Annotated in this window: 27 protein-coding genes; 16 read left to right on the top strand and 11 right to left on the bottom strand. The window is 71.8% G+C overall.

Going from position 1 to position 24,653, the window contains the following annotated elements; translation table 11 throughout:
• Nucleotides 1-78 precede the first annotated feature (78 nt).
• Nucleotides 79-1,149: a glycine cleavage system aminomethyltransferase GcvT gene (gene gcvT, locus DEIGR_RS12195; protein WP_058977624.1), complete on the bottom strand. Its 1,071-nt coding sequence runs from the start codon at nucleotides 1,147-1,149 to the stop codon at nucleotides 79-81.
• Between the two features lie 167 nt (nucleotides 1,150-1,316).
• On the opposite strand from gcvT, the gene DEIGR_RS12190 reads away from it, so the two are divergent.
• From DEIGR_RS12190 to DEIGR_RS12180, 3 genes are all read left to right on the top strand, one after another.
• A complete protein-coding gene (locus DEIGR_RS12190) occupies nucleotides 1,317-1,838 on the top strand; it encodes a 2'-5' RNA ligase family protein (protein WP_058977622.1) in 522 nt (173 codons plus the stop codon).
• 45 nt (nucleotides 1,839-1,883) lie between these two features.
• On the top strand, nucleotides 1,884-2,336 hold the full coding sequence (locus DEIGR_RS12185; RefSeq protein ID WP_058977620.1) for an SRPBCC domain-containing protein: 453 nt from the start codon (nucleotides 1,884-1,886) through the stop codon (nucleotides 2,334-2,336).
• A gap of 71 nt (nucleotides 2,337-2,407) precedes the next feature.
• On the top strand, nucleotides 2,408-3,040 hold the full coding sequence (locus DEIGR_RS12180) for an SDR family NAD(P)-dependent oxidoreductase (protein WP_058977618.1): 633 nt from the start codon (nucleotides 2,408-2,410) through the stop codon (nucleotides 3,038-3,040).
• Here DEIGR_RS12180 and DEIGR_RS12175 read toward each other — a convergent pair.
• The 4 genes from DEIGR_RS12175 to DEIGR_RS12160 form a co-directional block, all read right to left on the bottom strand.
• The gene (locus DEIGR_RS12175) at nucleotides 3,024-3,698 is read right to left on the bottom strand and encodes a lysoplasmalogenase family protein (RefSeq protein ID WP_153013728.1); all 675 of its coding nucleotides are present in this window, start codon (nucleotides 3,696-3,698) and stop codon (nucleotides 3,024-3,026) included. The two genes, DEIGR_RS12180 and DEIGR_RS12175, sit on opposite strands and share 17 nt — an antisense overlap.
• Entirely contained in the window at nucleotides 3,695-4,246 is a 552-nt protein-coding gene (locus tag DEIGR_RS12170; protein ID WP_058977615.1) for a 5-formyltetrahydrofolate cyclo-ligase, read from the bottom strand. Before DEIGR_RS12170 ends, DEIGR_RS12175 begins: the two co-directional genes overlap by 4 nt.
• Before the next feature lie 40 nt (nucleotides 4,247-4,286).
• Entirely contained in the window at nucleotides 4,287-5,111 is an 825-nt protein-coding gene (locus tag DEIGR_RS12165; RefSeq protein ID WP_058977613.1) for a phosphodiesterase, read from the bottom strand.
• A 176-nt stretch (nucleotides 5,112-5,287) separates the two neighbouring features.
• Nucleotides 5,288-6,121, bottom strand: a complete 834-nt coding sequence (locus DEIGR_RS12160) for a DUF4394 domain-containing protein (RefSeq protein ID WP_058978704.1) — start codon at nucleotides 6,119-6,121, stop codon at nucleotides 5,288-5,290.
• 250 nt (nucleotides 6,122-6,371) lie between these two features.
• On the opposite strand from DEIGR_RS12160, the gene nucS reads away from it, so the two are divergent.
• Nucleotides 6,372-7,121, top strand: a complete 750-nt coding sequence (gene nucS, locus DEIGR_RS12155) for an endonuclease NucS (protein ID WP_058977611.1) — start codon at nucleotides 6,372-6,374, stop codon at nucleotides 7,119-7,121.
• Nucleotides 7,122-7,183: 62 nt separating this feature from the next.
• On the opposite strand, the gene hisIE is transcribed toward nucS, so the two are convergent.
• Complete coding sequence (gene hisIE, locus DEIGR_RS12150) at nucleotides 7,184-7,849, bottom strand: bifunctional phosphoribosyl-AMP cyclohydrolase/phosphoribosyl-ATP diphosphatase HisIE (protein ID WP_058977609.1); 666 nt, start codon at nucleotides 7,847-7,849, stop codon at nucleotides 7,184-7,186.
• A gap of 38 nt (nucleotides 7,850-7,887) precedes the next feature.
• Complete coding sequence (gene hisF / locus DEIGR_RS12145; RefSeq protein WP_058977607.1) at nucleotides 7,888-8,685, bottom strand: imidazole glycerol phosphate synthase subunit HisF; 798 nt, start codon at nucleotides 8,683-8,685, stop codon at nucleotides 7,888-7,890.
• 178 nt (nucleotides 8,686-8,863) lie between these two features.
• On the opposite strand from hisF, the gene DEIGR_RS12140 reads away from it, so the two are divergent.
• Nucleotides 8,864-9,289 (top strand): response regulator, encoded by a 426-nt coding sequence (locus DEIGR_RS12140; protein ID WP_058977604.1) that lies wholly within the window; start codon nucleotides 8,864-8,866, stop codon nucleotides 9,287-9,289.
• Between the two features lie 67 nt (nucleotides 9,290-9,356).
• Entirely contained in the window at nucleotides 9,357-10,193 is an 837-nt protein-coding gene (locus DEIGR_RS12135) for a DUF72 domain-containing protein (RefSeq protein WP_058977602.1), read from the top strand.
• Between the two features lie 97 nt (nucleotides 10,194-10,290).
• On the opposite strand, the gene mqnB is transcribed toward DEIGR_RS12135, so the two are convergent.
• Nucleotides 10,291-10,965 (bottom strand): futalosine hydrolase, encoded by a 675-nt coding sequence (gene mqnB / locus DEIGR_RS12130; RefSeq protein ID WP_058977600.1) that lies wholly within the window; start codon nucleotides 10,963-10,965, stop codon nucleotides 10,291-10,293.
• A 465-nt stretch (nucleotides 10,966-11,430) separates the two neighbouring features.
• Between mqnB and DEIGR_RS12125 the strand changes: the two genes are divergently transcribed.
• Nucleotides 11,431-12,450, top strand: a complete 1,020-nt coding sequence (locus tag DEIGR_RS12125; protein ID WP_058977599.1) for a DUF4384 domain-containing protein — start codon at nucleotides 11,431-11,433, stop codon at nucleotides 12,448-12,450.
• A gap of 58 nt (nucleotides 12,451-12,508) precedes the next feature.
• Here DEIGR_RS12125 and DEIGR_RS12120 read toward each other — a convergent pair whose 3' ends face one another.
• Both DEIGR_RS12120 and DEIGR_RS12115 read right to left on the bottom strand, forming a co-directional pair.
• A complete protein-coding gene (locus tag DEIGR_RS12120) occupies nucleotides 12,509-13,093 on the bottom strand; it encodes an NUDIX hydrolase (RefSeq protein ID WP_058977598.1) in 585 nt (194 codons plus the stop codon).
• The gene (locus tag DEIGR_RS12115; protein WP_058977597.1) at nucleotides 13,090-13,740 is read right to left on the bottom strand and encodes a MazG family protein; all 651 of its coding nucleotides are present in this window, start codon (nucleotides 13,738-13,740) and stop codon (nucleotides 13,090-13,092) included. Before DEIGR_RS12115 ends, DEIGR_RS12120 begins: the two co-directional genes overlap by 4 nt.
• Before the next feature lie 105 nt (nucleotides 13,741-13,845).
• Here DEIGR_RS12115 and DEIGR_RS12110 point away from each other — a divergent pair, with 105 nt between their 5' ends.
• The 9 genes from DEIGR_RS12110 to DEIGR_RS12070 all read left to right on the top strand — a co-directional run bounded on the left by DEIGR_RS12110 (nucleotide 13,846) and on the right by DEIGR_RS12070 (nucleotide 22,959).
• On the top strand, nucleotides 13,846-14,313 hold the full coding sequence (locus tag DEIGR_RS12110) for a hypothetical protein (RefSeq protein WP_058977595.1): 468 nt from the start codon (nucleotides 13,846-13,848) through the stop codon (nucleotides 14,311-14,313).
• 140 nt (nucleotides 14,314-14,453) lie between these two features.
• Complete coding sequence (locus DEIGR_RS12105) at nucleotides 14,454-15,164, top strand: SDR family oxidoreductase (RefSeq protein ID WP_058977593.1); 711 nt, start codon at nucleotides 14,454-14,456, stop codon at nucleotides 15,162-15,164.
• A 102-nt stretch (nucleotides 15,165-15,266) separates the two neighbouring features.
• Nucleotides 15,267-15,689 carry an SsrA-binding protein SmpB gene (gene smpB / locus DEIGR_RS12100; protein WP_046844347.1) on the top strand — a complete coding sequence of 141 codons (423 nt, stop codon included), beginning with the start codon at nucleotides 15,267-15,269 and terminating at the stop codon, nucleotides 15,687-15,689.
• Nucleotides 15,686-17,065: an N-acetylmuramoyl-L-alanine amidase gene (locus tag DEIGR_RS12095; RefSeq protein ID WP_058977591.1), complete on the top strand. Its 1,380-nt coding sequence runs from the start codon at nucleotides 15,686-15,688 to the stop codon at nucleotides 17,063-17,065. The genes smpB and DEIGR_RS12095 overlap by 4 nt, the downstream gene beginning before the upstream one ends.
• On the top strand, nucleotides 17,062-17,613 hold the full coding sequence (locus DEIGR_RS12090; protein WP_058977589.1) for a GerMN domain-containing protein: 552 nt from the start codon (nucleotides 17,062-17,064) through the stop codon (nucleotides 17,611-17,613). The genes DEIGR_RS12095 and DEIGR_RS12090 overlap by 4 nt, the downstream gene beginning before the upstream one ends.
• A 9-nt stretch (nucleotides 17,614-17,622) precedes the next feature.
• Entirely contained in the window at nucleotides 17,623-20,934 is a 3,312-nt protein-coding gene (locus DEIGR_RS12085) for an AAA family ATPase (protein ID WP_058977587.1), read from the top strand.
• 46 nt (nucleotides 20,935-20,980) lie between these two features.
• Nucleotides 20,981-21,319, top strand: a complete 339-nt coding sequence (locus DEIGR_RS12080; RefSeq protein ID WP_058977586.1) for a hypothetical protein — start codon at nucleotides 20,981-20,983, stop codon at nucleotides 21,317-21,319.
• 211 nt (nucleotides 21,320-21,530) lie between these two features.
• Nucleotides 21,531-22,277 (top strand): alpha/beta fold hydrolase, encoded by a 747-nt coding sequence (locus DEIGR_RS12075; RefSeq protein ID WP_160329933.1) that lies wholly within the window; start codon nucleotides 21,531-21,533, stop codon nucleotides 22,275-22,277.
• Between the two features lie 289 nt (nucleotides 22,278-22,566).
• Complete coding sequence (locus DEIGR_RS12070; protein ID WP_058977582.1) at nucleotides 22,567-22,959, top strand: hypothetical protein; 393 nt, start codon at nucleotides 22,567-22,569, stop codon at nucleotides 22,957-22,959.
• A 135-nt stretch (nucleotides 22,960-23,094) separates the two neighbouring features.
• Here DEIGR_RS12070 and DEIGR_RS12065 read toward each other — a convergent pair whose 3' ends face one another.
• Nucleotides 23,095-24,549, bottom strand: a complete 1,455-nt coding sequence (locus DEIGR_RS12065) for an alpha-amylase family glycosyl hydrolase (protein WP_058977580.1) — start codon at nucleotides 24,547-24,549, stop codon at nucleotides 23,095-23,097.
• Between the last annotated feature and the right edge of the window lie 104 nt (nucleotides 24,550-24,653).

The raw sequence follows: 24,653 nt of genomic DNA, 5'->3' as shown, positions 1-24,653 counted from the left end.
GGGGTGCTCCTTCGGAGGGTTGATGGTGAATGGGTGATGGGTGATGGATCGGTTCTTTCTACTATCAACGGTGGGCCATCACCGTTTGTAAAACGGCAGTTGGACGCGGGTGGCGGGGTGGTCCTTGCCGCGCACCTCGACGTCGAAGATGTCGAGGGTGGCGTGTTCGGCGTTCACGAGGGCCATGGCGATGGGGTGCCCGAAGGTGGGGCTGCTGGTGCCGCTGGTGACGTGCCCGACGACCTCACCGCCGATCTTGACGGGGTAGCCTTCGCGGACGGGCACGCGGTCCAGTTTCAGGCCGATCAGGGTCTGGGTGGGGGCCGCGCGGATGTGCTCGTGGCCGACGTGGGTCTTGTCCTTCACGACCCAGCTGTACGTGCTGCTCAGCGGGTGGATGGTGTCGCTGAATTCGTGCCCGTACAGCGGGAAGCCCGCTTCGAGGCGCAGGGTGTCGCGCGCGCCCAGCCCGGCGGACGTGAAGCCGACGGCCAGGAGCTTGTCCCAGACGGTCTCGGCCTCGCTGGCGTCCACGAAGACCTCGAAGCCGTCCTCGCCGGTGTACCCGGTGCGGGCCAGCATGACGTCGAAGCCGAACAGTTTGGCGGGGAAGAAGGCGTTCTTCTTCTTGCTGCTCAGGTCGGTGTCGGTGTGGGGTTGCAGCAGGCTCTCGGTCTGGGGTCCCTGCACGGCGAGGAGGCCCCAGCGGTCGCTCTCGTCGGTCAGGGTGACGTCGAACCCTTCGGCGTGGCGTTGCAGGTGCGCCCAGTCCTTGGCGATGTTGCTGGCGTTCACGACCGTCAGGTACTCGTCTGGCGCGACCATGTAGATGTAGATGTCGTCCACCAGCCCGCCGGACACGCCGGGCAGCCAGTTGTACTGTGCGCGGCCGGGCTTGAGTTTGCTGACGTCGTTGGTGGTGACGTGCTGCAGGAACGCCAGTGCGCCGCTGCCCTGCACGCGGAATTCGCCCATGTGGGACACGTCGAACACACCGGCGGCGTTGCGGACGGCGTCGTGTTCGGCTTTCACGCCCGCGTACTGCACGGGCATGTCCCACCCGCCGAAGGGCACCATTCGGGCTCCGGCGCGCAGGTGCGCGGCATGCAGGGGCGTCCGCTTCAGCGGCTCGGTGGGGGACTGGTTCACACCTGAAACTGTAGCCGACCCACCCCCGGAGCGTCCGGGCCGTCTGGACGCCCGGGGGGTGTACGCTGAGGTGTGAAATCCATGGAAAACGGCGTTCCACAGGGTGAAAATCCGAGTCGAACCAGCTGGATGACCAGGGCGTCAGTTTCCTCCCGGAGGGCCATCCCGTGAGTCCCTCGCACCTGCTGGCGCTGCGGCCCCCGCCCGACATCGAGGCCCGCGTCGTGGCGTTCCGCGAGGCCCACGGCGTGCGCGACGCGGCGGCGGTCCCGCACATCACGGTCAAGGCCCGCAGTGGCCTGGACGACGACCTGCGCTGGCTGGACCTCATCCCGGCGGTGGCGGCGGCGACCCCGCCCGTCCCGGTCGAACTGCTCGCGCCGCGCGTGTTCCCGAACGGCAGCGCCCTGTACCTTCCCGCCCGCAGCACCGGCGCCGTGCGGCTGCACCTCGCGCTGCTGGATGCCCTGCGCCCCACGCGCCGCTTCGGGTACGAGGGGCCGCACCTGACCCCGCACCTCACGCTGGCCCTGGGACGGCGGGACGTTCCCCTGGACGCCCTGCTGGACGCGGCGGGGCAGGCGTTCGCACACCCGCTCGCGTTCACTGCCACGGACCTCGTCTGGATGCGCAAACCCGGACCCGGTGGGCCGTACCAGCCTGTCGAACGCTGGGCGCTGGGCGGGTAGAGGTCGCGGCCTCGTGGCGGCGCGCTGCGCCCGGTAGACTCGCTCATGCCGCGTGTCGCCCGGACCGAGATCACCGTGCAGGCCCCCCTGGAGCGGGTCTTCGACCTGCTGGTGGAGTTCAGCGCGTACGGCAGCTGGAATCCGTTCGTGGTGGAGGTCACGGGGGCTGAACGTGCGGTCGAGGGGGTGCGGATGCGCTTCAAGCTGCCCTGGCGCGGGGGGCGGTTCATGCACTCCGACGAGCAGGTCACGCGCGTGCAGCCTCCGGTGGGCGGCGCGGCGCTGGTCGCGTGGCGGTACGACAGTCCCCTGGCCCGCTGGGGCCTGCTGCGGTCGGAGCGGGTCCAGACCCTGCGGCAATTGCCGAATGGCGACACGGCCTACGCCACCGAGGAGGTCTTTCACGGTCCGGCGGCGTCGCTGGTGCCCGTGCGGTGGGTGCAGGCGGGGTTCGAGGCGCAGGCGCGGGCCATGCGCGATCACCTGTCGCCCACCTGAAGGACGGCTGCCGGGCTGGTTCGGTGTGCCCTCCGACGGTTCCGGCGCGCCGGGCGTCGCCTACTACCGGCATGCATACCCTGATTCTGGGCGCGACGGGCGGGATCGGCGCGGCGACGGCGCGGGCCTTTGCGGCGGCTGGGCACACGCTGACCCTCTCCGGGCGGGACGGGACGCGACTGGCGGCGCTGGCCTCCGAGCTGGGCGCGACGGGCCGCGCGGCGGATGTGGGCTTCGAGAGTCACGTCCGCACGCTGCTGGAGGCGTCCCCGGAACTGGACACGCTGGTGTACGCGGCGGGCGCGGCGCACCCCGAGCCCCTGCGGGACGCGGACCCCACGCACGTCCGGGGGGTGTGGAACGCCAACTACTTCGGGGCGCTGTGGACGCTGAAGCACGGGCTGGGGCGGCTCGCGCCGGGCGGGCGGGTGTACCTGCTGGGTGCGCGGCCGGAACTGGTGACCGCGCGGGGCTTCAGTCAGTACGCGGCGAGCAAGGCGGCGCTGGCCCGCGCGGCGGAGGTCGCGCGGCTGGAGCACCGGGGCGTCGGGATCACGCTGGTGCTGCCGCCCGCCGTGGAGACGGGCCTGTGGGCGCAGGTGGGCCGCGTGCCGCGCGGCGCGCTCGGGCCGGACGCGGTGGCGCGTGCCCTCGTCGCGGACCGCGCGGGCGAGGCGCAGGCGGAACTCAGGATCGACGGGTGAGGAGCATCAGCCCGCGCGTGAGGTTCCGTTGCGCCCCGGCGTACAGGGCGAGCATGACGCCCTCGGTCAGGGCGCGGCTCAGCCGGTCCCGCAGGAGGTAGCGCCGCACGAGGATCAGCAGGTCCGACGCGACGAACATCCACCCGCCCCGCCGCAGCAGGCGCGCCGCGTCGGGGTGCGCGCGGGCCAGTCGGGGGTCGGCGGCCAGCAGCGCCATGAGGTTCAGCAGCGCCCCGTACCCGCTCAGGACCGGGAGGCTTCCGGGGTCGTGCCGGATCAGCAGGCCCGCGCCGAGCAGCAGTCCCGCCGCGCGCGCGGGCCAGTGGCCGGTGTGGGGCCGCGCGCCGCGCCGCCACAGCAGCGTGACGGTCAGGAGTTGCGCCAGCGCGTACCACGCCGCGCCGCCCCGGAACGCGCCGGGGTTCCCGCGCGGGTCCGGCTGGTGCGTGGAGCGGGCGATGGTCACGCCGCCCAGTGCGGCGGCCCCCAGCGACAGCAGCAGGGTGAGGGTGTCCCGCGCGTCCCGCCCGGGCTCTGTGCGGGTGATCTCGGCGGCCAGCGTGGCGATCAGCGTCGCCTCCGCGATCTGGTGGGGGCGTGGCCGGTCGAGCATCCCGGCCAGGACAGTCGCGGTGGCCGCCGCCCGGAACGCCTTCACTGGACCTCCGTCGCGCCGCGTTCGGTGACGAGCCACTGCGCGGGGCAGTCGTGCGGGTCGCGCGGCAGCCCCGGCACGAGCAGGGCGTGCTGGATCACGCCGACCGTCACGCCCCGGAACGCGGGCAGCAGGCGGTCGTAGAAGCCCCCGCCGTAGCCCAGGCGCACGCCCGCGTGGTCGAACGCCAGCCCCGGCAGCAGGATCGCGTCCACCGTGTCCAGCGGCACCTGCGGCGCGTCCTGCGGGGGTTGCAGCGCCCCGAAGCGGCTGACCTCCGTCGCGGTGTCCCAGGGGTGTAGCGTCAACCTCGGCTCGGGCCGGAAGCGGGCGCGGGGGGCCAGCAGCTCGAACTCGCCATGCAACGCCGACACGTCCGGCTCGCCGCTCAGCGCGCGGTACGCCAGCACCCGCCGCGCCCCCAGCCTCTTCAAGAGATCGCGCAGGGTCGCCGTGACCGGCGCGGACACGTCGGGCAGCTCCGCGCGCACTGCTCGGGCCCAGGCGCGCCACTCGGACTTGGGAGTATCGGGGGAGAGGACGGAACCCACGTCCGACACTATGCCCGAAGGCCGCCGCGCCCCCCGCTCGTCAGTGGGCCGCGTGCGCCCCGTTCGGCCGGTCGAAGTCGTGCCAGCGTTCCCCGTCGAACAGCGGGTGCCACGGGGCGGGCGCGATCACCTGCGTGAACGAGTTCAGGCCCGTCTCCGGCGTCCAGTGGTGCAGCAGGCACATGGGCGGCTGCCGCTGCACGACCAGCAGCGCGGCCCGCTGAAGGTCCGGGTGCAGGGTCGCGTCGGTGCCGGGGCAGGTCATGACGGTCGTATGCGCGAAGCGCGCCGTGAGGCTCATGTGCAGGTGCCCGGCCGCGACGCGCAGCACCTGCGGGTGCTCCAGCAGCAGGTCGCACAGCGCCTCGCGTCCGCGCAGGTCCATGCCGTCCAGCACGTCCAGCCCGGTCCGCACCGGGGGGTGGTGCATGAACAGCAGCGTGGGCCGCCCGGGCGCCTCGCGCAGTCGCGCCTCCAGCCAGTCCAGGCGCGTGCCGTCCAGTTCGCCGCCACCATGCCCCGGCCGGTGCGTGTCCAGGCCGATCAGGCGCAGCGGGAAGTCCTCTGCGGCGTACTGCATGAAGCCCGGCAGGTACCCGGGCGGGGGCGGGAACCGGTCCAGCAGCGCGGCGCGGTCGTCGTGGTTACCGGGTACCAGGAACGCCGGGACGCGCAGCGCGCCCAGCAGCTCGCGAAACAGCGCGTACTCGTCGGGCCGGGCGTGCTCGGTGCAGTCCCCGGTGAGGATCACGGCGTCCGGCAGGGCAGGCATGGTGTTCACGTGCGCCACGGCCCGCGCGAACGCCGCCGCCTTCTGCGGGAACCGGTAATCGATGTGCGGATCGCTGAGTTGCACCACCTGCATGCCTGTCACCCCCGGACAACGCCCGCGCGGACCCATACGGCCCGGCGTCCGGTCCAGTGTGCGCCTTTTCGCATGACGGAATTCACACATTCCCGCCGGGCGGCCGGGTGAAGGGAACGCACAGGTCAGGGGAGGCCTGGGCGCACGTTGCCCCGACCTCCCCCGACCGGCCCGGCTCAGGGCGCCTGGAGTTTCAGCGCCACGCTGCTCAGCGCGACCTTCACGCTGCCCTTCATGGTCGCCTTGCCGCTGGTCAGGTCCACGGTGTACAGGTCGGTGCTGCTCGCCCCGGCGCGGCTCAGGACGGCCGTGCCCGCCCCGGCGATATCGAACCCGGTCTTCCCGACCATGACGTCCACACCCAGCGCCCCCACGGTCTGCAGGGTGTTGAAGGCCGGGGCGCCCGCTGCCGGGTGGGTGATCAGGGCGTCCTGATCGGCGTCGATGGAGTACAGCGTGGTCGTCAGGCCGGAGTTGAGTTTGCCGGTGTCGTTGAACGAGTTGGTGTACGCCGCCGCGACGAGGTTCGGGTTGGGCGTGCCGGTCGGGTACGCGAACGTGCCGTCGGCGGTGGTGCCGGTGGTGGCCGGTGTCGGCAGGGCGCTCAGCGTGTGGCGGAAGTTGGCGTCGTCCGTGCCCAGCACGCGCAGGCGGTTCGCGGCGGGGTTGAAGTCGGCGGCGACGAGCCCCTTGCCGCTCAGGGTCACGCTGCTGTCCAGCGTCGCGGTGCCGGTGTCGGCGTTGATCATGTACACGCGGCCGCTGCTGGCGAAGCCGTACAGCATGCCGTCGGTGTTGCGGACGTCCAGGTCCACCAGGGTGTCACCGCTGCTCAGCCCGGTGATGGTCACGCTGCGGCGGCTGGCGTCCGGGTTGTCCAGCCCGAAGGTGTACAGCGTGGTGCCGTTCAGGCCGTACGTGACCGGTCCGGCGGGCGCGGCGGGCGTGCGGGGCATCGAGCAGGACGCGAGGGTCAGGGCGGACAGGAGCAGCAGGGCGGCGTGTTTCATGGGGAACCTCCGGGGACTGGGCACGTGCATGGGGCGCATGCGGGACAGGGGCGGTTGTGGCGGGCGGGCGCGCCGTGACCGGCGGGGTGGCAGGGGGGAGGATCACGGCTGCTGACCAGCTGTATGCGGCGGGCCGCCTGTCGGATCACACGGCACGTTCACGCTTCCTTCATGGTCCGGTTGCGCCGCGTCGGGCCGTTCCGGGGGCGCAGGCGGTATCCTGCGCGGCGCTCCCCGAGCGCCCCTGCCCATGCTGATCGAGTCCCTGACCCACCCTGCCCCCGAAGCCCTGCTGGCGTTCCTGCGCGCCCACCTGCACGCCCGAGTGACCCTGCATCTGGCCGGAGAGGTCGAGGTGCTGTACGCCGGGCGGGCCACCAGCATGGCCGAGGCCGGGGACCGCCTGCTGCTCGTGAAACCCGACGGGTCCCTGCAGGTCCACGGGCCCAGGGGCGTGAAACCCGTGAACTGGCAGCCGCGCACCGATCACCTCTCCGCGGACCTGGACGGCGGATGCGTGGTCCTGCACGCCGAGCGCCGCAGCCCCGCCGAGGTCGTGCGGGTGCGCGTCATCGGCTGCGCGCAGGTCACCGCGCTGAACCTCGCCGACGAGGCGCTGTTCCTCCTGCAGGGCAGCGAGGCGCAGATGCAACAGGCCCTCGCCCGCGCGCCGCACCTGATCGAGGACGGCCTGACCGTCCTGGACCGCGAACTGCTCGTCGGGGTGGGCGGCATCGACCTGTACGCCCGCGACAGCCAGGGCTGCTTCGTGGTCGTGGAACTCAAGCGCGGCAAGGCCGGACACGACGCCGTCCACCAGCTCGGGCGGTACGTGGACGCCGTCCGCGCACAGGTATCGGCCCCGGTCCGCGGCATCCTCGCCGCGCCGGACATCACCGTGCCCGCCCTGAAGGTCGCGCAGGCCGCCGGACTGGAGTACGTGAAAGTCGACGCGCTTCCCCAGGTGCAGGAGGAAGCGCGCCAGCCGATGCTGTTCTGAGGATGGCTGTGGGACGTGGGTTGTGGGAACAGCTCAACCCCACAACCGACAACCCACACCCCTCATCCCACCTCTTTGGGTCCCTTGAGTCCGGTGCGGCCCTCGCGTTCCTGGAGGACGGCGGCGACGTCGGCGGGGCTGACGCCGACCTCGGCCATGGCGAAGAGGGTGTGGAAGAGCAGGTCGGCGACCTCGGTGGCGAGTTCGGCGCGGTCGGCGTTCTTCGCGGCCAGGAGGACCTCGCCGCTTTCCTCGCTGATCTTCTTCAGGACGCGGTCCAGGCCCCCGGCGTGCAGGCGGGCCACGTAGCTGTTCTCGGGCAGGGTGGCCAGCCGTTCGGTGATGGTGGCGTACACGCGGTCCAGCGTGTCGTCCAGTCCGGCCTGGGGGGCGCCCGTGGTCAGGAGGGGCTGGTGGTAGCAGGAGTACGCGCCGGTGTGGCAGGCCGGGCCGGTCTGCACCACGCGGTACAGCAGGCTGTCGCCGTCGCAGTCGGCCTGCACGTCCACGACCTGCTGGGTGTGGCCGCTGGTGGCGCCCTTGACCCACTGCTCGCCGCGTGAACGGGACCAGTAGGTGGCCTCGCGGGTGTCCAGGGTGCGTGCGACGGCGGCGCGGTCGGCCCAGGCCTGCATGAGGACGGCGCCGCTGCGGGCGTCCTGCGTGACGACCGGGATCAGGCCGGTCTGAGGATCGAACTTCAGGGAATCGAGGGTCAGGGCAGTCATGTCAGGCCCCCTCCGGAGGCCACGGGTAAAAAGGGAATTCAGGGGCGGGTCGTGTCGTGCCAGTCGAGCCGGACGGGCAGCCCCTCGCCCTTCAGGTACGCCTTGACCTGCGGGACGGTCAGTTCGCCGAAGTGGAAGACGCTGGCGGCCAGCGCGGCGTCGGCGTTCCCGCCGTGGTCGCCGCCGAGCAGCACGTCGCGGAAGTCCTGCAGTTTTCCGGCGCCGCCGGACGCGATGACGGGCAGGTCCACGGCGCGCGCCACGGCGCGGGTGGCGTCCAGCGCGAAGCCGCCTTTGGTGCCGTCGGCGTCCATGACGTTCAGGCAGATCTCGCCCGCGCCGAGCGCCTGCCCGCGGGTGGCCCACTCGATCAGGTCCAGGCCCGTGTCCACGCGGCCACCGGCGCGGAACACGTTCCAGCCGCCGCCTGCGCGGCGTTTGGCGTCGATGCTGAGCATCACGCACTGCGCGCCGTAGTGGTCGCTGGCCTCGCGGATCAGTTCGGGGCGGCTCAGGGCGCCGCTGTTCACGCTGATCTTGTCCGCGCCCGCCAGCAGCAGCTGCCGGAAGTCGGAAAGATGGTTCACGCCGCCGCCGACGGTCAGGGGCATCATGACCTGCTCGGCGACCCGCGCGGCGACGTCCAGCATCAGGCTGCGGCCCTCATGGGTGGCGGTGATGTCGTAGAAGACCAGTTCGTCGGCCTGCTGGGCCTCGTACGCCTGCGCGAGCACCAGCGGGTCCCCGGCGTCGCGGTGGTTCTCGAAGAACCGGACGTTTTTCACCACCCGGCCGTTCTGGACGTCCAGGCAGGGAATGATGCGCTTGCTCAACATGGGGCGCAGTCTACGTGCTACCCGCGCGGGGCAGTGTGGGGCTGCCCAGTGCGCCCCTGACCCCGCAACGTTAAATCAAGTTAAGGAAAGACTCATGGACTTTGCTACACTGCGGGTCACCGGGCGGCATGGTGCTCCCCGGCTGACTCAGGCGACCTCACGCGCACCGGGAGGCCCCGTGAACACCCGCAGAATCCTGCTGATCGACGACAACCCCAACGACGTGGAACTCGCCCTGACCGCGCTGGACGAGGTCGCCACCGGGGGCGCGGTCAGCGTGGCCAGCAGCGGCCCCGAGGCCATGACCCTCCTGCGCCACGCCCGCGACGACGGCCACCTGCCCGACCTGATCCTGCTGGACCTCAAGATGCCGCACATGGACGGCATCGCCATCCTGGACGCCATCCGCGCCGAACGCGGCCTGGACGGCATCCCGGTCGTGATGCTCACCACCAGCGGCGAGAACCGGGACATCCGCGAATCCTACGCGCACGGCGCGAGCGCCTACGTCGTCAAACCCCTGGACTTCACGCAGTTCCGCGAGGCGCTGCGCACCATCCAGGCCTTCTGGACCTCCCTGAACCGCCCCCCACGCACCAACTGACCCGCCCCGCGCGAGCTGAAGGTTGCGCCAAGGACCACCCCGCGCGCCGGACGCTACCCTCTCAGGCATGCGCGTGTACATCGGCTGCGGCGGTTACAGCAACGACGACTGGGCGGCCCCGGGCCTCCTGTACGACGGCGTGCGCAAGGACGACTACCTCGCCACGTACGCCCGGCACTTCGACGCCGCCGAACTGAACGCCTCCTTCTACGGCATTCCCGGTCTGAAGGCTTTCGAGGGCATGCTCCGCAAGAGTGCCGGACGGGTGCGCTTCACCGTGAAACTCCACCGGGTGTTCACGCACGACCGCGCCCCTACCGACGACGACTTCGACCGCATGCTCCAGAGCCCCGAACCGCTGCGCGAGGCGGGCGTGCTCGGGCCGTACCTGGCGCAGTTCCCGTACTCGTTCCACCGCACGCCCGCCAACCGCCGGTACCTGCAGATGCTCACCGAACGCTTCGCCGGGCACGAACTGGCCGTCGAGATCCGCCACGAAGGCTGGGATCTCCCCGAGGTGCGCGAGGGCATGGCGCAGCGCGGCGTGATCTGGGTCAGCCCGGACTACCCGCCCGCCGGGGGCCTGCCCGAACCGCAGCTGCACGTCACGGCGGACGTCGGCTACCTGCGCCTGCACGGCCGCAACGCCACGAACTGGTGGGACGGCCAGAGCGCCGCCGAACGCCACGACTACCGCTACAGCCGAGCCGAGATGGACGAGTGGGCGCAGAAGATCGCGCTCGTCGCCGACGACCTCAGCGAACTGTACGTGTTCTTCGAGAACACCACCAGAGGCCACGCGCTGAAGAACATCCCGCAGCTGCGCGAAGCCCTGAACGCCCACGGCGTGCCCGTGCAGGCGCCCGACCCGCTGGACTTCCCCGACGACGGCCGCCTGCTGTAGGGGCAGTGGGGAGTGGGACGGCCTTGACGTGGGCGGGTCCGGCGCGCAGACGCTGTTGACCATCAGCCATCAGCCATCAGCCATCAGCCATCAGCCATCAGCCATCAGCCATCACGGCCAGCGCGGCCTGCACGCCCCGGCGGGTCGCGGCGAGCGCCTCGGGGACGCGCCACGCGCTGCGGTCGCGGGGGCCGACGGGGTTGCTGATGCCGCGCACCTCCATCGCCGGGACCCCGGCGAGCAGGGCGGCGTGGGCGATGCCCGCGCCTTCCATGCCCTCGCACAGCGCGCCGGCGTACCGGCGTTCCAGCGCCTGAGCCTGCGCCGCGCTGCCGGTCACGCCGCCCAGCGTCAGGGCCGGGCCGAGTGCCGCGCAGGCGCGGGCCGCGACCGCCCGGGCGTGTGTCCAGGCGGGAAAGACCGCGCCGTGCGGCGTGTCCGGCAGGACGGACAGGCCCAGGTCGTCCAGCGGGAGGAAGGCGGCGCCGTCCCAGGCGCCCAGGTCCGCCTGGATCATCACGCTGGACACGGCGAGGTCGCCGGGGCGCAGCCCGCTGCCGGGGTACGCGCCGCCGATCCCGGCGCTGATGACCAGCCGGGCCGGGGCGGCCGTCAGGGCGTGGGCGGTGGCCAGGGCCGCCGCGACCGGCCCGACCCCGCTGACGATCACGCGGGCGGGCAGGTCCCGCAGGTGCGCGGCCTCGCCGGGCGTGGCGACGACGATCAGGACGTCCGGGCTGGGCGCGTCGGGAGCGGCAGGGGACAGGGGCATGCGTTCAGGCTAGAGCATGTGCCGGGCCGCGTCGGCTGCCGGGTCGCCCCCGGGGCGCAGGCAGGCCCGGGACTGATGGCGTGGGCGTCGCCGTTCAGTCCCGGGCCGGGATGGAGGTGTGCTGGGGCCTACTCGTCGCAGCCCAGGGCGCGCAGGAGGTCCAGTTCGGTGATGGGCGGACTCTGGCGCGTGCGGGTGGGGACAGGGACTCGGCGGCTGAACAGACGACGCAGGAACGCGGTCATGGTGGAACCTCCAGAACTGATGATGACCTGATCATACATTAAGAAAGCTTCATGTTGATGTGAGATCGTTCAATCTCCTCAGGATCGCCGGACGGCGCCCACACGACGTCCACCCGCCCGGCCCAAGCTGACCGTGGCCTGAAGCACCATTAAGTTTGCCGCTGCCTGAACTCACGGCGCGTCATGTGCCGCCCCGTAGGCTCATCAGCGGAGGTCCCACATGAAAAAACTTCTTCTTATCCCGGCCGCGATGCTCCTGAGCACCGCCGCCGCTGCCCCCAAAATCAGCGCCCAGAGCATCATCGTGAACCCCACCCAGCCTGACCTGAACGTCAGCGTGCGCGTGGACAAGGACACGACCGGCAACCAGAACCCCGCCTACCGCGTGGGTGACAAGATCAGCATCAGCGCCACCGTCAACCGCGACGCGTACGTGTACCTGTTCAACGTGAACCCCGACGGCAGCGTCGACCAGATCCTCCCCAACCGCCTGAGCGACAGCAACCTCGTCAAGGCCAACACCACCAAGGTGTTCCCCGCCCCCGAGGACAAGTTCAACTTCACGGTCGCCGGCCCCATCGGGCAGAACAAGGTCCTGGCCCTGGCCAGCCTCACCCCTCTGAACCTCGACCAGATCAGCTCCTTCAAGACCACCCAGGACCAGTTCGCCACCGTGAACGCCAAGAACCAGGCCGGTCTGGCCCAGGCGCTGAGCATCGTCGTCAACCCCCTGCCCCAGAACAGCTGGGTCAGCGACACCGCCTTCTACACCGTCGCGGGCCGCACCCCCATCAGCACCGGCAGCCTGTTCGTCGGCACGAACGTGAACAACGCCACCGTGATCCTGAACGGCCAGCGACTGGGCGGCGCGAACGTCACCTACAGCAACCTGAAGGCCGGCAGCTACCCCATCCGCGTCCAGGCGCCCGGGTACCGTGACTTCACCACCACCGTCGCCATCCGCGGCGGCAGCACCACCAACGTGAACGTCGAGTTCGCGCAGGCCGTCACCCCGGCCCCCGTGAACAGCGCCTTCACCGTGTCCGTGCGCAGCAGCGTCAGCGGCGCCCGCATCTTCGTGGACGGCCAGGAGGCCGGGACCATCCGCAACGGCGGCCTGGACCTGCAACTCGACGGCGGCACGCACGAGATCGTCATGATCGCCCCCGGCTACCGCACCTTCGTGAGCAACTACAACATCACGAAGAACGGCCAGATCACCATCAACCCCAGCCGCTGATCCACGGCTCAGGTTGCGCCCCCACCCCACGCGGGTGGGGGTTGTTCCGATGCGCCCCTCAGGCGGGACCGTCACGCTGCGGGCCGTCGCGCAGCAGGTCGTGCAGTACCCGCGCCGTCATGCCCCAGATGTCATGCCCCTGCCACGGGTAGCGGTACAGCGGCACCCGCGTCCCGTCCGGCAGCGTGCGGACCTCCCGGGTCATGGGCGCGGCGCGCAGGTCGGCCAGGCCCGGCAGGAGCAGCTGCGCGACCTCGCCCGACAGCGTCAGGGTGGGCTGGGCGGGAATGCGCGCCAGGACCGGCGTCACGTGGAAGCCGATGGGCGTGAACACATCGTCCAGTTCACCCAGGACCGTCACCTGCGCCGGGTCCAGCCCGACCTCCTCCTGCGCCTCGCGCAGCGCGGCCTCCACCGGAGTCTCGCCGCGCTCCAGGCTGCCGCCGGGGAAGCTGATCTGCCCTTTGTGGGTGGGCAGGTCCGCCGAGCGCACCGTGAGCAGCACCCGCGCGTCCACCTCGCGCGTGAGGCCCACGAGGACCGCCGCGCGGCGGTAGTCCGGCAGGTGCAGCGTGCGGCGCTCCCGTTCCCCCAGCCACGTCGCCCACGGGTCGGCCGTCACCGCGTCCAGCGGGTCGGTCATGAGGTCAGCCCGGCGTCGTCCGGCAGGGCCCGCAGTGTGCTCAGGGTCCGTTCGCGCAGGGCCAGTTCGGCGTCCACGCCCGCCGCGCGCGCCCAGGCCACCACGGCCTCCAGGACGTCCGCGATCCCGTCGGCCGAGGCTGGTGCGGCCTGCGCGGCCGCCAGCAGCGCCTCCTGCGCCGCCTCGGGCGTTGCCTTCGCGTGACCGGCGAGCTTCTGCGCCTTCGCCTCGCGTGCCAGGGCCCCCAGCGCGGCGGGAACGCGCTGCTCGGGGCGCCGCACGCGGCCACCGCGCTCGGCGGCCTTGATGGCCTGCCAGTTCGTCACGACCTCCTCACTGCCGCTCACGTCCGTCCCTGCGAACACGTGCGGGTGACGCCGTACGAGTTTCTCCACGATGGCCCGCTCCACGTCCGGGTACCCGAAGGTCCCGGCCTCCTCGGCAATCACGCTGTGGAACGCCACCTGCAGCAGCACGTCACCCAGCTCGTCAGGCAGGTCGGCCGGGTCGGGGCTGCTGACGGCGTCGGCCGCCTCGGCGGCTTCCTCCAGCAGGTAGGGACGCAGGGACTCGTGCGTCTGCTCACGGTCCCAGGGGCAACCGTCCGGGGCGCGCAGGCGCCGCATGATCGAGAGGAGGTCCTGCATGTCCCCCACTCTAGAGCGCGCGTGAGCGCCAGGGCCGCCCTGACCCGCGGTGGCCCTCACGGGCACTTCACGCCCCGTCAGGAAAGGTGTGATGCACTGACACGCATGACCACCCCCCGCACCCTGACCCGCGCCGCCCTGGCCGCCCCGCTGCTGGCCCTGGGCCTCGCCTCCGCCCAGGCGCCCGCCCCGAGCGCCCAGCAGCTCGCCACCGCCACGTACGTGATCCTCGATCCCGTCATTGAGGGCAACCAGAACCTCGTGAACGCCGACCAGCGCCGCAGCATCCTGGAGGCCATGAAACGCGACAGCGGCGGCGCCCTGAAACGCCGCTACCCGCAGGCCACCATCGCCGCTACGCCCACCGCGAACGCCATCCAGGTGCGCCCGGTGTTCGTCGCGCCCAACGCGCTGGTGCCGTGGAACAAGCTGGGCGCGCGCCTGGAACTGCAGACGCCGCAGGGGCAGAAGTACAGCGTGAGCGAGACCTTCGGGATCAGCGTGTTGCTGCGCTACCGCGCGGAATTCGTGAACTACATGTACGACCAGCTCGCCACGCGCCTGCCCCGCTGAGTCGCGGACACCCACAGCCGCCGCCCTCCCCCGATTGTCGGGAGGGCGGCGGTGGTCGCATGATCAGGACCTGAAGGCCACGTTCACACTGCTCTGCCGTTCACACTGCGCGTCGGCGGGCGCGTGTTAGGGTGCCGCCCATGACGCAGACCACCCAGAAGAGCGCCTTCATCACCGGAGCCAGCAAGGGCATCGGGCACGCCGTCGCGCAGGCCCTGATCGCCGACGGGTACGCCGTGACCATCACCAGCCGCAACGCCGACGAGATCGCGCAGGTCGCCGCCGGGCTGGGCGCGGGCGCGCGCGGCGTCGCCTGCGACGTGAAGGACCCCCGCGCCGTGCAGGCCGCCGTGGACGCGCACGTGGCGGCCTTCGGCGGGCTGGACGTGCTGTTCGTGAACGCGGGCGTGGGGCACTTCGGGAACGTCGCGGACCTGAGCATCGAGCAGTGGCAGGACGTGATCGACACGAACCTCAGCGGCGCGTTCTACACCGTCAAGGCCGCCATTCCCGCCCTGACTGAACGCGGCGGGTACATCTTCACGCTGTCCAGCCTCGCCGGGAAGAACCCCCTGCCGGGCGGCGGCGCGTACAACGCCAGCAAGTTCGGCCTGAACGGCCTCAGCGAGGTCCTGAACCTCGACCTGCGCGACCGGGGCATCAAGGTCACGCAGATCATGCCCGGCAGCGTCGCCACGCATTTCAACGGCCACACGCCCGATCAGGACAAGGACGCCTGGAAGATCCAGCCCGAGGACCTCGCGCAGCTCACCGTGGACCTCCTGCACATGCCCGAGCGCACCCTGCCCAGCCGCGTGGAAGTCCGCCCCAGCCGCCCCCCGAAGAAGTAAACGGGTGATGGTCGATGGGTGATGGAGGGGGGCAGCGTCCCGTCCATCACCCATCACCTGTTGACCATCAACGCGTTTTCCCCGTGCTGCTAGAATGCCCGGGTGTACACGAACCGCCGCGCTCATTACGAGTACGAACTGCTGGAGCGCTTCGAGGCGGGGATCAGCCTGACGGGCAGTGAAGTCAAGAGCATCCGCGCGGGCGGCGTGGACTTCCGCGACGCCTTCGCCCGCCTGAACGGCGGCAACATCGACCTGGAAGGCCTGTACATCCCGACCTACAAGGAAGCGACGTACAACAACCACGAGCCCCGCCGCACCCGCCGCCTGCTGCTGCACCGCGAGGAGATCGGCAAGGTGAGGCGCGGCCTGGAACAGAAAGGGCTGACGCTGGTCCCCACCCGCCTGTACCAGAAGGGCAAGTTCTTCAAGGTGGAAATCGCGCTGGCGCGCGGCAAGAAACTGCACGACAAGCGCCGCGCCGAGGCCGAGAAGACCGTGCGCCGGGAGCTGCGCGAACTGTGAAGCTGCGCGTACCGGGCCGCCGCACCGCCCTGAGCGCCGCCGCCGCCAGCCTGCTGCTGATCGGCCTGGCCGGCGCGCAGATCGCCTTCTCCCGCCTGAATCTGGCCGGGCGGGACGTGCAGAGCATCCAGCTGTACGGCGCCGAGTACGCCAGCCAGAGCAACCTCAGCGGCCTGCTGAGCATCACGCAGGACAGCGGCGTGGTCCGCGTGACCGGCCTGGGCCACACCCTGCTGCTCCCGCTGGACGAGGACCAGCAGCGGGCCACCACGTCGTTCAACACCGTGCAGCTCGACACGCGGCGCGTGCAGGGGCGCACCGCGACCATCGTGAACGGCAACCTGTACCTCCCGCTGGACACGCTGGCCAGCGGCCTGGGCGCCCAGTACGAGCAGGGGAAGTTCACGCTGACCGCGCCGAAACTGGTCAGCGTCAGCAGCCGCGCCGGGCGCGACACGGACCGCGTCGTGCTGGACCTCAGCCGCGACGTGCCGGTCCAGGACGAGCAGCGCAGCGACCGCGTCGTCCTGACCCTGAAAGGCATCCAGGGCGACGCGCGCCGCTACACCACCCGCGGGGCGTTCGTGCCCAGCGCCGAGGTCGCGCGCAGCGGCAGCGACCTGACCGTCACGCTGCCCCTGCCCGCCAGCAGCGGCTACCGGGTGTTCAAGGTCGTGCGGGGCAGCGGCGTGCGCGTCGTCGTGGACGCCGGACCCGGCGTGGCCAGCAGCGCCCCGGCGGTCCTGTCGCGCATCAACTCGCCACTGATCGTCCTGGACCCCGCCGTGGTGCCCGGCGTGAGCAGCGACGTCACGCTGGAAGTCGCCCGGCAGGCCGCGCAGCTCCTGACCGAGAAGGGCTGGCGGGTGCGCGTCACGCGTGACGGCGGCGCCGGACTGAACCGCGAGGAACTCCTGACCCTGGCCCGCCAGAGCGACGTGTACCTCGCGCTGGACCTGGGGCGCCTGCCCGGCGCGCGCCGCAGCGGCGTGACCGTGTACGAGCAGACGGGCCGCGCGGGCAGCCAGCTCATCAACGCCCTGCGGGGCGGCAGCAGCGCCCCCTACAGCACGCTGGTCGTGGCCGGGGCGGGCAGCACCCGCCGCCTGGGTGAACTGCTGCGCGGGGAACTCAAGGGCGGCGGCGTCACCGCCGGGCAGCAGACCATCAGCCGCGTGCAGAGCCTCGGCGAGGCCCCGCAGGCGGCGCTGCTGCTGGAACTCGGCTGGGCGAACAACGCGCAGGACCTCGCCACGCTGGGCAGCGCCGCCCGGCAGAAGATCCTGTCGGTCGCGGTGGCCCGCTCGGTCGCCACGTACCTGACGGCCCGCGCGAACAACAACGCGAACCTCAGCGCGCCCGGAGGCACCCAGTGAGCGTGCCGCGCAAGCTGTTCTCGCCGTTCAACGTGGTCTCGGCCGCGCTGCTCGCCGTGTCCGTCCTGGCCCTGCAGGCCGTGCAGCGCACGCCGCCCACGCCCGAGCCGCCCAAACTGGACCTGACCGAACGGCAGACCCTGAAGGTCAAGGTGTACTTCACCGACCCGCAGGTGCAGGCCCTGAAACCCGAGACCCGCACCGTGCAGGTGAGCCGCACGAACACCCGCTCGGTCGCGCAGGCCGCCGTGGACGTCTGGGCGCGCGGCCCCTTCGACAAGAGCTTCCTGGGGGTCGTGCCCGCCGGGACGCCCGCCCCGAAGGTGTACCTGCGCGGGCAGCACTACTACGTGGACCTGCCCGAGGCGTACACCAAGCTGCGCTACGGTGCCAGCGGCGAACGCATGCTGCTGTGCACCCTGACCCGCACCCTGCTGGAACAGAAGGGGCAGGACGTGACGTTCCTGGTCAGCGGGCAGAACGTCGAGGCGCTGGGCCGCATTGACCTCACGCAGCCGTTCGCGGCCGGGGACTGCGCCGACCAGTAAGGCCCCCCTATGCTTCAGAGCGTCACCCTGCAGGGCTTCAAGAGTTTCGCCGACCGCACCCGTCTGGAGTTCGGGCCCGGCGTCAGCGCCGTCATCGGCCCGAACGGCAGCGGCAAGAGCAACGTCGTCGAGGCCATCCGCTGGGCCACCCACCAGGCCCGCGCGCGGGACCTGCGCGCCGGGCGCGGCACCGAACTGATCTTCCACGGCAGCGGCGGCAAGGCCCCGCTGGGCCTCGCGGAGGTGCAGCTGGAACTCGTGACGCCCGCCGGGGAGCGCGTGAACCTCGCGCGGCGCGTGTACCGCGACGGGACCGGCGAGCAGGACCTGAACGGACGCGGCGTGCGCGTGCGGGACGTGCAGGGCGCGCTACGCGGCACCGGCCTGGGCCCGGGCGGGCTGGCCGTGATCGGGCAGGGCGAGGTCAGCGGCGTCGTTCAGGCCGAGGGGAAGACCCTGCTGGGGTACGTGCAGGAGGCCGCCGGGCTGTCCCGCGCCGTGACCGCCCGCCAGGAGACCGAGGCGCGCCTGCGCGAGGCGGACACGCACCTGGACTCGCTGCGGCTGGTGCTGAACGAACGCGAGGCCGCGCTGGAACGGCTGGCGCGCGCCGCGCAGGACGCCCGCACCCACCGCGACCTGAGCGGGCGGGTGCTGACCCTGGAGGACGCCCTGCGCCGTGACCGGCAGCTGACCCTGGCCCGCGAGGTCTTCGCCGCCCGCAGCGAGGCGAGCGAACTGGAGGCCCGCAGCGCCGCCCTGGCCGCCGAGGTGCAGGCCGCCGCGACCGCCGTGGACGCCGCCCGTGACGCCGCGCAGGAAGCCCGCGCCCGCCGCGACGCGTACGCCGGAGCGCTCGACACCCTGCGCGCCGCCCGCGACGCCGCCGCGCAGGCGCAGCGCTACCGCGCCCATCTGGACGCCGAACGGCAGACCCTGACCGCCGAACTGGACGCGCTGCCGCGCACGCCCCCGGAACAGCCCGCCCCGGACCTGACCGCGCTGGACGCCGCGCTGACCCAGGCCCGCGCGCAGGCGGACGCCGCCGAACGCCGCGCCCGCAGCCTGGACGCCGATCTGACCCGCGCCCGCGCCCTGGCCGCCCGCGCCGCCGAGGCCGCCGCCCGCCACGACGCCAGCCGCGAGACCATCCGCGCCGAGTTCGAGCGCGCCCAGGGCAACCTGACCCAGGCCCGCGAAGCGCTGGACGCCGCGCAGGAGCGCCTGACGCACGCCCGCGCCGCGCGTGAAGCCGCCGAGCGCGCCTACCTGGGCGTCCGCGACGAGCGCGAGGCCGCCACGCAGCACGAACGGCACCTGCGCGGCGAACTGGCCCGCGTGAACGCCAGCGTCGCCCCGCTGCGGCGCGAACGCGACCGGCTGGAACAGACCCTGAACTCCTACGCCCGCTACGGCGAGGGCGCCCGCAACGCCCTGCGCCTCGACCACCCGGGCATCGTCGGCTCGGTCGCCGACCTGCTGACCGTTCCCGCCGAGTACGAGACCGCGCTGGGCGCCGCGCTGGGCCGCCGCCTGGAACAGGTCGTCGTGAACCGCGCGGACGACGCCCGCGAGATTATCGACGAACTGAGGCGCGTGGGCGGCCGCGCGACGTTCCTGCCGCTGGACCTCATCCGCGCCCGGCCCCGCCGCGACGGCGCGCTGCTGCGCGAGGACGGCGTGATCGGCAACCTCGCCGACCTGTGCCCCAGCGACCCGCCCCTCGTCGCCGAGAGCATCCTGGCCGACAACCTGGTCGTCCGCGACCTGCGCGCCGCGAACCGCATCGCCCGCGCGCACGCCAGCCGACCCCGCCTCGTCACGCTGGACGGCGAACTTGTGGAACCCGGCGGCGCGATCACCGGGGGCCGCGCCCGCGACACCGGCAGCGGCGTCCTGGGCGACCAGCGCCGCTTCCAGGAACTCGACGCGGAACTCGAGGACGCCGACCGTCAGAGCGCGCGCCTGAACGCCGAACTGAAGAAGGTCGAGGCGATCCTGGCGGGGGGGACCGAGCGGCACGCCACCCTGCTCGCCGCCCGCGAACGCGCCGCGCAGGAGGAAGCGGGCGCCGAGCGCCGCGTGACCGAACTGGGCGCGCAGACCCGCAGTCTCCAGGCGAACCACGACCGCCTCGCCGCCCGCCTGGGACCCGACGAGGCGGAACCCGAACCTCTGGCACCCGGCGAGACCCTCCCGGACGTGGACGCCCTGACCGCCAGCCTCCAGACCGCCCGGGAGAGTGCCGAGACGCACCGCGCGCAGGAACGCCACGCCGCCGAGGCCCTCGCCCTGGCGCAGCAGGCGGACGCCGCGTGGCGCGCCTACCGCAGCGGCCGCGCCCGCGCCGGGGACCTCCGCACCCGCCTGGACACGAACGCCACCTCGCTGACCGCGCAGGACGCCGCGCTGGACGCCGCCCGCGCCGAGGTGACCCGCCGCGAGGCCGCGCTGGGCACCCTCGACGAGAACGAGTACGCCCGCGCCGAATACGCCCGCGAGAAGGCCAGTCAGGACTACGCGAACCTCATCGGCACGCAGAACAAGGCCCGAGCGCGCCTGGACGACCTGCGCCTCCTGATCGCCCGGCGCGAGGGCAGCCTCGAACCCATCCCCGACGGCTGCCTCCCGCCCGGCACGCCCCGCGAGTGGACGGCCGAACTGACCCGCACCCGCGCCGCCCTGGACGCCCTGGGCCCCGTCAACGCCCGCGCCGAGGCCGACCACGCCGCCGAGACCGCGCTGCTGGACGCCCAGCGGTCCGAACTGCACGACGCGGACGCCGCCGCGCAGGAACTCCGCGCGCACCTGCAGGAACTCCAGACCGCCGAGGAACACGCCACCCGCGCTGCGTTCGACCGCGTGAACACCGCCTTCCGCGAGTACAGCACCGAACTGCTCGGCGGGCAGGGCGACCTGGAACCCGAAACCGACGAACAGGGCATCCTGCGCGGCCTGCGCCTCGCCGTGCAACCCCGCGGCAAACGCACCCGCTCCATGACCCTGCTCTCCGCCGGGGAACGCACCATGGCCGGCCTGGGCTTCCTGTTCGCCCTGAACCACGCAGGCGGTGAGGGCAGCGCCGGGGGCCTCCCCCTGGCCGTCCTGGACGAGGTGGACGCCCCGCTGGACGAGGCGAACATCCGCCGCTTCACCGCCTTCCTGAAGCGCTTCAGCGAACGCGGCGCGCAGTTCCTGCTCGTCACGCACCAGAAAGCCACCATGGAAGTCGCGCACGCCCTGTGGGGCGTCACCACCGACCAGACCGGCGCCAGCCGCGTCCTCAGCATCCGCCAGCACGACGACGCCCGCGCTGGGTAGGTCACATCGGCTTGAGTCGCGCCCCCTGCGGGCCTAGAGTCAGGGCATGACCACGCAGACGCGCGCCGCCCGACTCGGCCAGATTGTCCTGTTCGGCCTGGGCGCCGGTCTGGGCACGGGCGCGCTGAGCGTCCTGATCGGCGCTGTCCTGGCAGGCGGCCTGACCCGCTCGGGCGCCGCGACCGCGCTGGGCTGGGGTGGCCTGGGCCTGACGTTCCTGGCCGGGGCAATCATCTACTCGCAGAACGGCCAGCGTCAGATCGAGACTGGCATGCGCGCCCGCCTGGGCGAAGGGTACCGCGCGCCCGGCCTGCCCTGGGCGCAGATCCTCACCGCCCTGATCGGCGCCGGAGTGCTGTTCCTCGGGCAGTTCGCGCTGAGGTGAGTTCTTTGCCGCCTGCCCTGAACCGTGCCCGTCATGCACGCGGCATTCGTCCGTCGACACGGAGGTCATACGGACTCCGGTTGAAAGGTTTGCAAAATCGTTCAATCCGAGCGGATGCGAGCAGGAGCGGAACGGGTTCCGGACGTGGAGTTTGCAGATCGGTGGTGTTCCGATCTGTCAACGAAACAGACGGAATCCGTATCAGTCCATGATGACGCGCCCTGGTCTGCCAGACCGGTCCACGCGGGACGTGTTGCTGCTGCACGGGGCATTCCTGAGTGGTGCGAGCTGGTCACCTGTGGTCGGTGCGCTCGGGCCACAGGTGAACGTCCACGCGCCCGACCTGCCGGGTCATGGGCGCACGGCGGTCCCACCCGCCTGGACGGTCGCGTCCATGGCCGAGGTGGTGGCCCGGGATCTCATGCGGCCCGTGCATGTGTGCGGTCACTCGCTGGGCGGCATGGTGGCGCTCCAGCTTGCCCTGAGTGCGCCGCACCTCGTGGCGTCCCTGACGATGGTGGAGTCGAGCGCCGGGACGAACGATACGCCACTGAACCGTCTCGGCACCAGGCTGGGCAGCGTGCTGATGCGGGCCGTACCGGTCCCGGCACTCGCGTCGCTGTTCGCGGCGGATCTGGCGGGGCCGGACCCGGCACTGCGGGAGGAGGTGCGGCGGTCGGTGCTCCGTTACCGTTCCCAGCGGTCCGATCTGCTGGGGATCTGGAATGCCGTGGCGGCGTTCGACGCGTGGTCACATCTGCACCGGGTGAGCGTACCGACGCTGATCGTGACGGGCGCCAGCAACACCCGGACCGCGCCGCACGCCCGGCAGCTCCAGGCCGCCATTCCCGGCGCACAGGGTCGCGTGATTCCCGGTGCGGGGCATCTGCTCCCACAGCAGCAGCCTGTACGGCTGGCGCACCTGCTCGGCGAGTTCTGGAATCCGCCGGGTTGCTGACGCGGAATGCAGCGGAGTTCACTGGACCGCTCATACGGATTCCGTCTGTTTCGTTAACAGATCGGAATACCGCCGATCTGCCAACTCCACGCCCGGAACCCGTTTCTCTCCTCCTCGCTCTGCTCGGGTCGAAAGATTTTGCAAACCTTTCAACCGGAGTCCGTATCATACCGTGCTGCCCAACACGGACCTGCGCGGCGGACTCCGCCAGATGAGGGATGCGAGGCACCCGGCGGACTGCGCCATTCGTGGGATGGCCCGCCGGGGCCGGGGCGTGGCATGCTGGGGTATGGACATCACGCCGACCAATTCCACGCCGCAGGAGGCGCTGAGTGCGTTCCTGACGCACTGGCAGGGCGGGCAGTACCACGCGATGGCCCTGGCCCTGCCCGCGCGGGTGTTCCCGACGCGGCGGCGCAGCGTGCGGCAGGTGCGCCGCGCGTACCCCGGCACCCTGAGCGGGTTCAGCATCCTGTCCGCGCGGGACACCGACCCGGCCGCGACGAACGTGGACGTGCAGGTGCTGTGGCGGCAGCGCGGGGGCCTGGAACTGGGCCGCGTGCGCTACCGCATGGTGTACGTGGACGACCGTGACCAGCCCATCGCGCGGCACCACCCGGGCGGGCAGTGGAAGCCGTTCGCGACGTACACCCTCCCGGTGCCCCGTCCCCTGCGGGCGTAACGGGAATGGAGGAGAGGGGGCGAGCCGCGCAGGCCCGCCCCCGTTTCACCCCCTCCCGGCCTCCCCCCTGAAGGGGGAGGAGAAGGCGGCCATTCGCCGTTCTCACTCCCTACATCCCACTCCCTACAACCCCCTTTACTGCACGCGGAAGGCGGCGGCGTCCCGCGCGGGCAGGCTGAGGTGCAGGTACCCGCCGCTGACGCTGACCCTGGCGTCCTGCCCGGCGTACAGGGAGGGGGTGGCGGCCAGCGCGGCCCACTTCACGCCCAGGCTGCCGAGTTTCAGGGAGTAGGTGCGGCGCGCGTTGCCGCTGTGCCACGCGGCCAGGACGGTCTGGCCGTTCAGTTCGCGCGTGAACAGCAGCAGCTGCCCGCTGACGCGGTCGGGGGTGGGGAGCAGGGTCTGCGCGCCGTTGCTGAGGGCGGGGCTGGCCTTGCGCGCGGCGATGGCGGCTTTCGTGGCGTCGAACACGGCGCGCTCGGCGGGGGTCCACCCGTCCTCGAAGCGCATGTCGCGGCGGTTGTCGGGGTCGCTGCCGCCGCGCATGGCGATCTCGGTGCCCTGCCAGATGACGGGCACGCCGCGCAGGGTCATCAGGGCGCGCAGGCCGTAGCGGGTGCGCTCCTGGCCGATGTCCTCGAACAGGCTGCCCTGCGCGAAGCGCGGCACGTCGTGGTTGTCGAGGAACAGCGCGACCTCGCCCGGGCGGGGCAGTTCACCCTGGCGGGCGAGGACGCTGCGGACGGCCTCCAGGCTGCTCTCGCCCATCACGCTGGCTTTCATGGCGTCCTGCAGGCTGAACAGGAACAGGCTGTCGAAGCCTGCCTTCTGCCAGTCGGCGACGGTGCCGGTGTCCGCGCCGAACCACTCGCCCAGCGTCCAGGTGCCCGCCTGCCGGTCGGCGGCCAGCAGGTCCCGCAGGAACGGTCCCTCGACGTGCTTGATCGCGTCGTAGCGGAAGGCATTCACGCCCTGTTCACGCCAGAAGTTCGCGTTGCCCAGCAGCAGGTCGCGCACCTGCGGGTTGCTCTGGCGCAGGTCCGGCAGGCCCGACAGGGGGCAGTCCACGTCCTTGTTCTGGGTGGCGTCGCAGGTGGCCTGCGTGTTGAACCAGTCCTTGCGCAGGCGCACGGCGGCCGCCTCGTAGCCGTAGTGGTTGATGACCTGATCGAGCACGACGCGCATCCCGGCGCCCTGCGCGGCCTTCACGAACGTCCCGAAGTCCGCCAGCGTCCCGAAGTGCGGGTCCACGTTCCGGAAGTCGGCGGGCCAGTACCCGTGGTACCCGGCGGTGCCGAACGAGTTCGCCGCCTGCTGCTGGTACACCGGCGTGAGCCACACGGACGTCGCCCCCAGTTTCTGGATGTACGCGAGCTTCTGCGTGAGGCCCGGCAGGTCCCCGCCGTGCCAGGCGCGCGGGTCGTCGCGGTTCACGCCCTGGTTGTTCGCGGGGTTCCCGTCGAAGAAGCGGTCGGGCATGACCTGATAGATCACCTGTCCCTCAAAGGTGGGGATGGGCAGGGCCGTCTGCGCGCCCGAACCGCCCGCCAGGGAGGTCAGCAGCGCGCCCAGCAGGGCGTAATGACGCATGCTGACATGGTATCGCTTCCAGCTGTGGGGAGGATGGTGGCTGGGTGATGGGTGATAGGAGGTGTCCCACCCGGTCTCCACGCACGGGAAAGGGGAGAGGTCGA

Origin of the sequence: Deinococcus grandis (assembly GCF_001485435.1) — a bacterium.
Taxonomy (GTDB): domain Bacteria; phylum Deinococcota; class Deinococci; order Deinococcales; family Deinococcaceae; genus Deinococcus; species Deinococcus grandis.
Note: the sequence above shows the minus strand (reverse complement) of the source record. Positions and strands in the feature narration are given on the sequence as shown.

What these genes read in the sequence shown, in the direction of transcription:
- DEIGR_RS12185 (WP_058977620.1), top strand. Translation starts at nt 1,884, where the DNA reads ATGCCGCGTGTCGCCCGGACCGAGATCACCGTGCAGGCCCCCCTGGAG.
- DEIGR_RS12180 (WP_058977618.1), top strand. Translation starts at nt 2,408, where the DNA reads ATGCATACCCTGATTCTGGGCGCGACGGGCGGGATCGGCGCGGCGACG.
- DEIGR_RS12165 (WP_058977613.1), bottom strand. Translation starts at nt 5,111, where the DNA reads ATGCAGGTGGTGCAACTCAGCGATCCGCACATCGATTACCGGTTCCCG.
- DEIGR_RS12160 (WP_058978704.1), bottom strand. Translation starts at nt 6,121, where the DNA reads ATGAAACACGCCGCCCTGCTGCTCCTGTCCGCCCTGACCCTCGCGTCC.
- nucS (WP_058977611.1), top strand. Translation starts at nt 6,372, where the DNA reads ATGCTGATCGAGTCCCTGACCCACCCTGCCCCCGAAGCCCTGCTGGCG.
- hisIE (WP_058977609.1), bottom strand. Translation starts at nt 7,849, where the DNA reads ATGACTGCCCTGACCCTCGATTCCCTGAAGTTCGATCCTCAGACCGGC.
- hisF (WP_058977607.1), bottom strand. Translation starts at nt 8,685, where the DNA reads ATGTTGAGCAAGCGCATCATTCCCTGCCTGGACGTCCAGAACGGCCGG.
- DEIGR_RS12135 (WP_058977602.1), top strand. Translation starts at nt 9,357, where the DNA reads ATGCGCGTGTACATCGGCTGCGGCGGTTACAGCAACGACGACTGGGCG.
- mqnB (WP_058977600.1), bottom strand. Translation starts at nt 10,965, where the DNA reads ATGCCCCTGTCCCCTGCCGCTCCCGACGCGCCCAGCCCGGACGTCCTG.
- DEIGR_RS12125 (WP_058977599.1), top strand. Translation starts at nt 11,431, where the DNA reads ATGAAAAAACTTCTTCTTATCCCGGCCGCGATGCTCCTGAGCACCGCC.
- DEIGR_RS12120 (WP_058977598.1), bottom strand. Translation starts at nt 13,093, where the DNA reads ATGACCGACCCGCTGGACGCGGTGACGGCCGACCCGTGGGCGACGTGG.
- DEIGR_RS12115 (WP_058977597.1), bottom strand. Translation starts at nt 13,740, where the DNA reads ATGCAGGACCTCCTCTCGATCATGCGGCGCCTGCGCGCCCCGGACGGT.
- DEIGR_RS12110 (WP_058977595.1), top strand. Translation starts at nt 13,846, where the DNA reads ATGACCACCCCCCGCACCCTGACCCGCGCCGCCCTGGCCGCCCCGCTG.
- DEIGR_RS12105 (WP_058977593.1), top strand. Translation starts at nt 14,454, where the DNA reads ATGACGCAGACCACCCAGAAGAGCGCCTTCATCACCGGAGCCAGCAAG.
- DEIGR_RS12085 (WP_058977587.1), top strand. Translation starts at nt 17,623, where the DNA reads ATGCTTCAGAGCGTCACCCTGCAGGGCTTCAAGAGTTTCGCCGACCGC.
- DEIGR_RS12080 (WP_058977586.1), top strand. Translation starts at nt 20,981, where the DNA reads ATGACCACGCAGACGCGCGCCGCCCGACTCGGCCAGATTGTCCTGTTC.
- DEIGR_RS12075 (WP_160329933.1), top strand. Translation starts at nt 21,531, where the DNA reads ATGACGCGCCCTGGTCTGCCAGACCGGTCCACGCGGGACGTGTTGCTG.
- DEIGR_RS12070 (WP_058977582.1), top strand. Translation starts at nt 22,567, where the DNA reads ATGGACATCACGCCGACCAATTCCACGCCGCAGGAGGCGCTGAGTGCG.
- DEIGR_RS12065 (WP_058977580.1), bottom strand. Translation starts at nt 24,549, where the DNA reads ATGCGTCATTACGCCCTGCTGGGCGCGCTGCTGACCTCCCTGGCGGGC.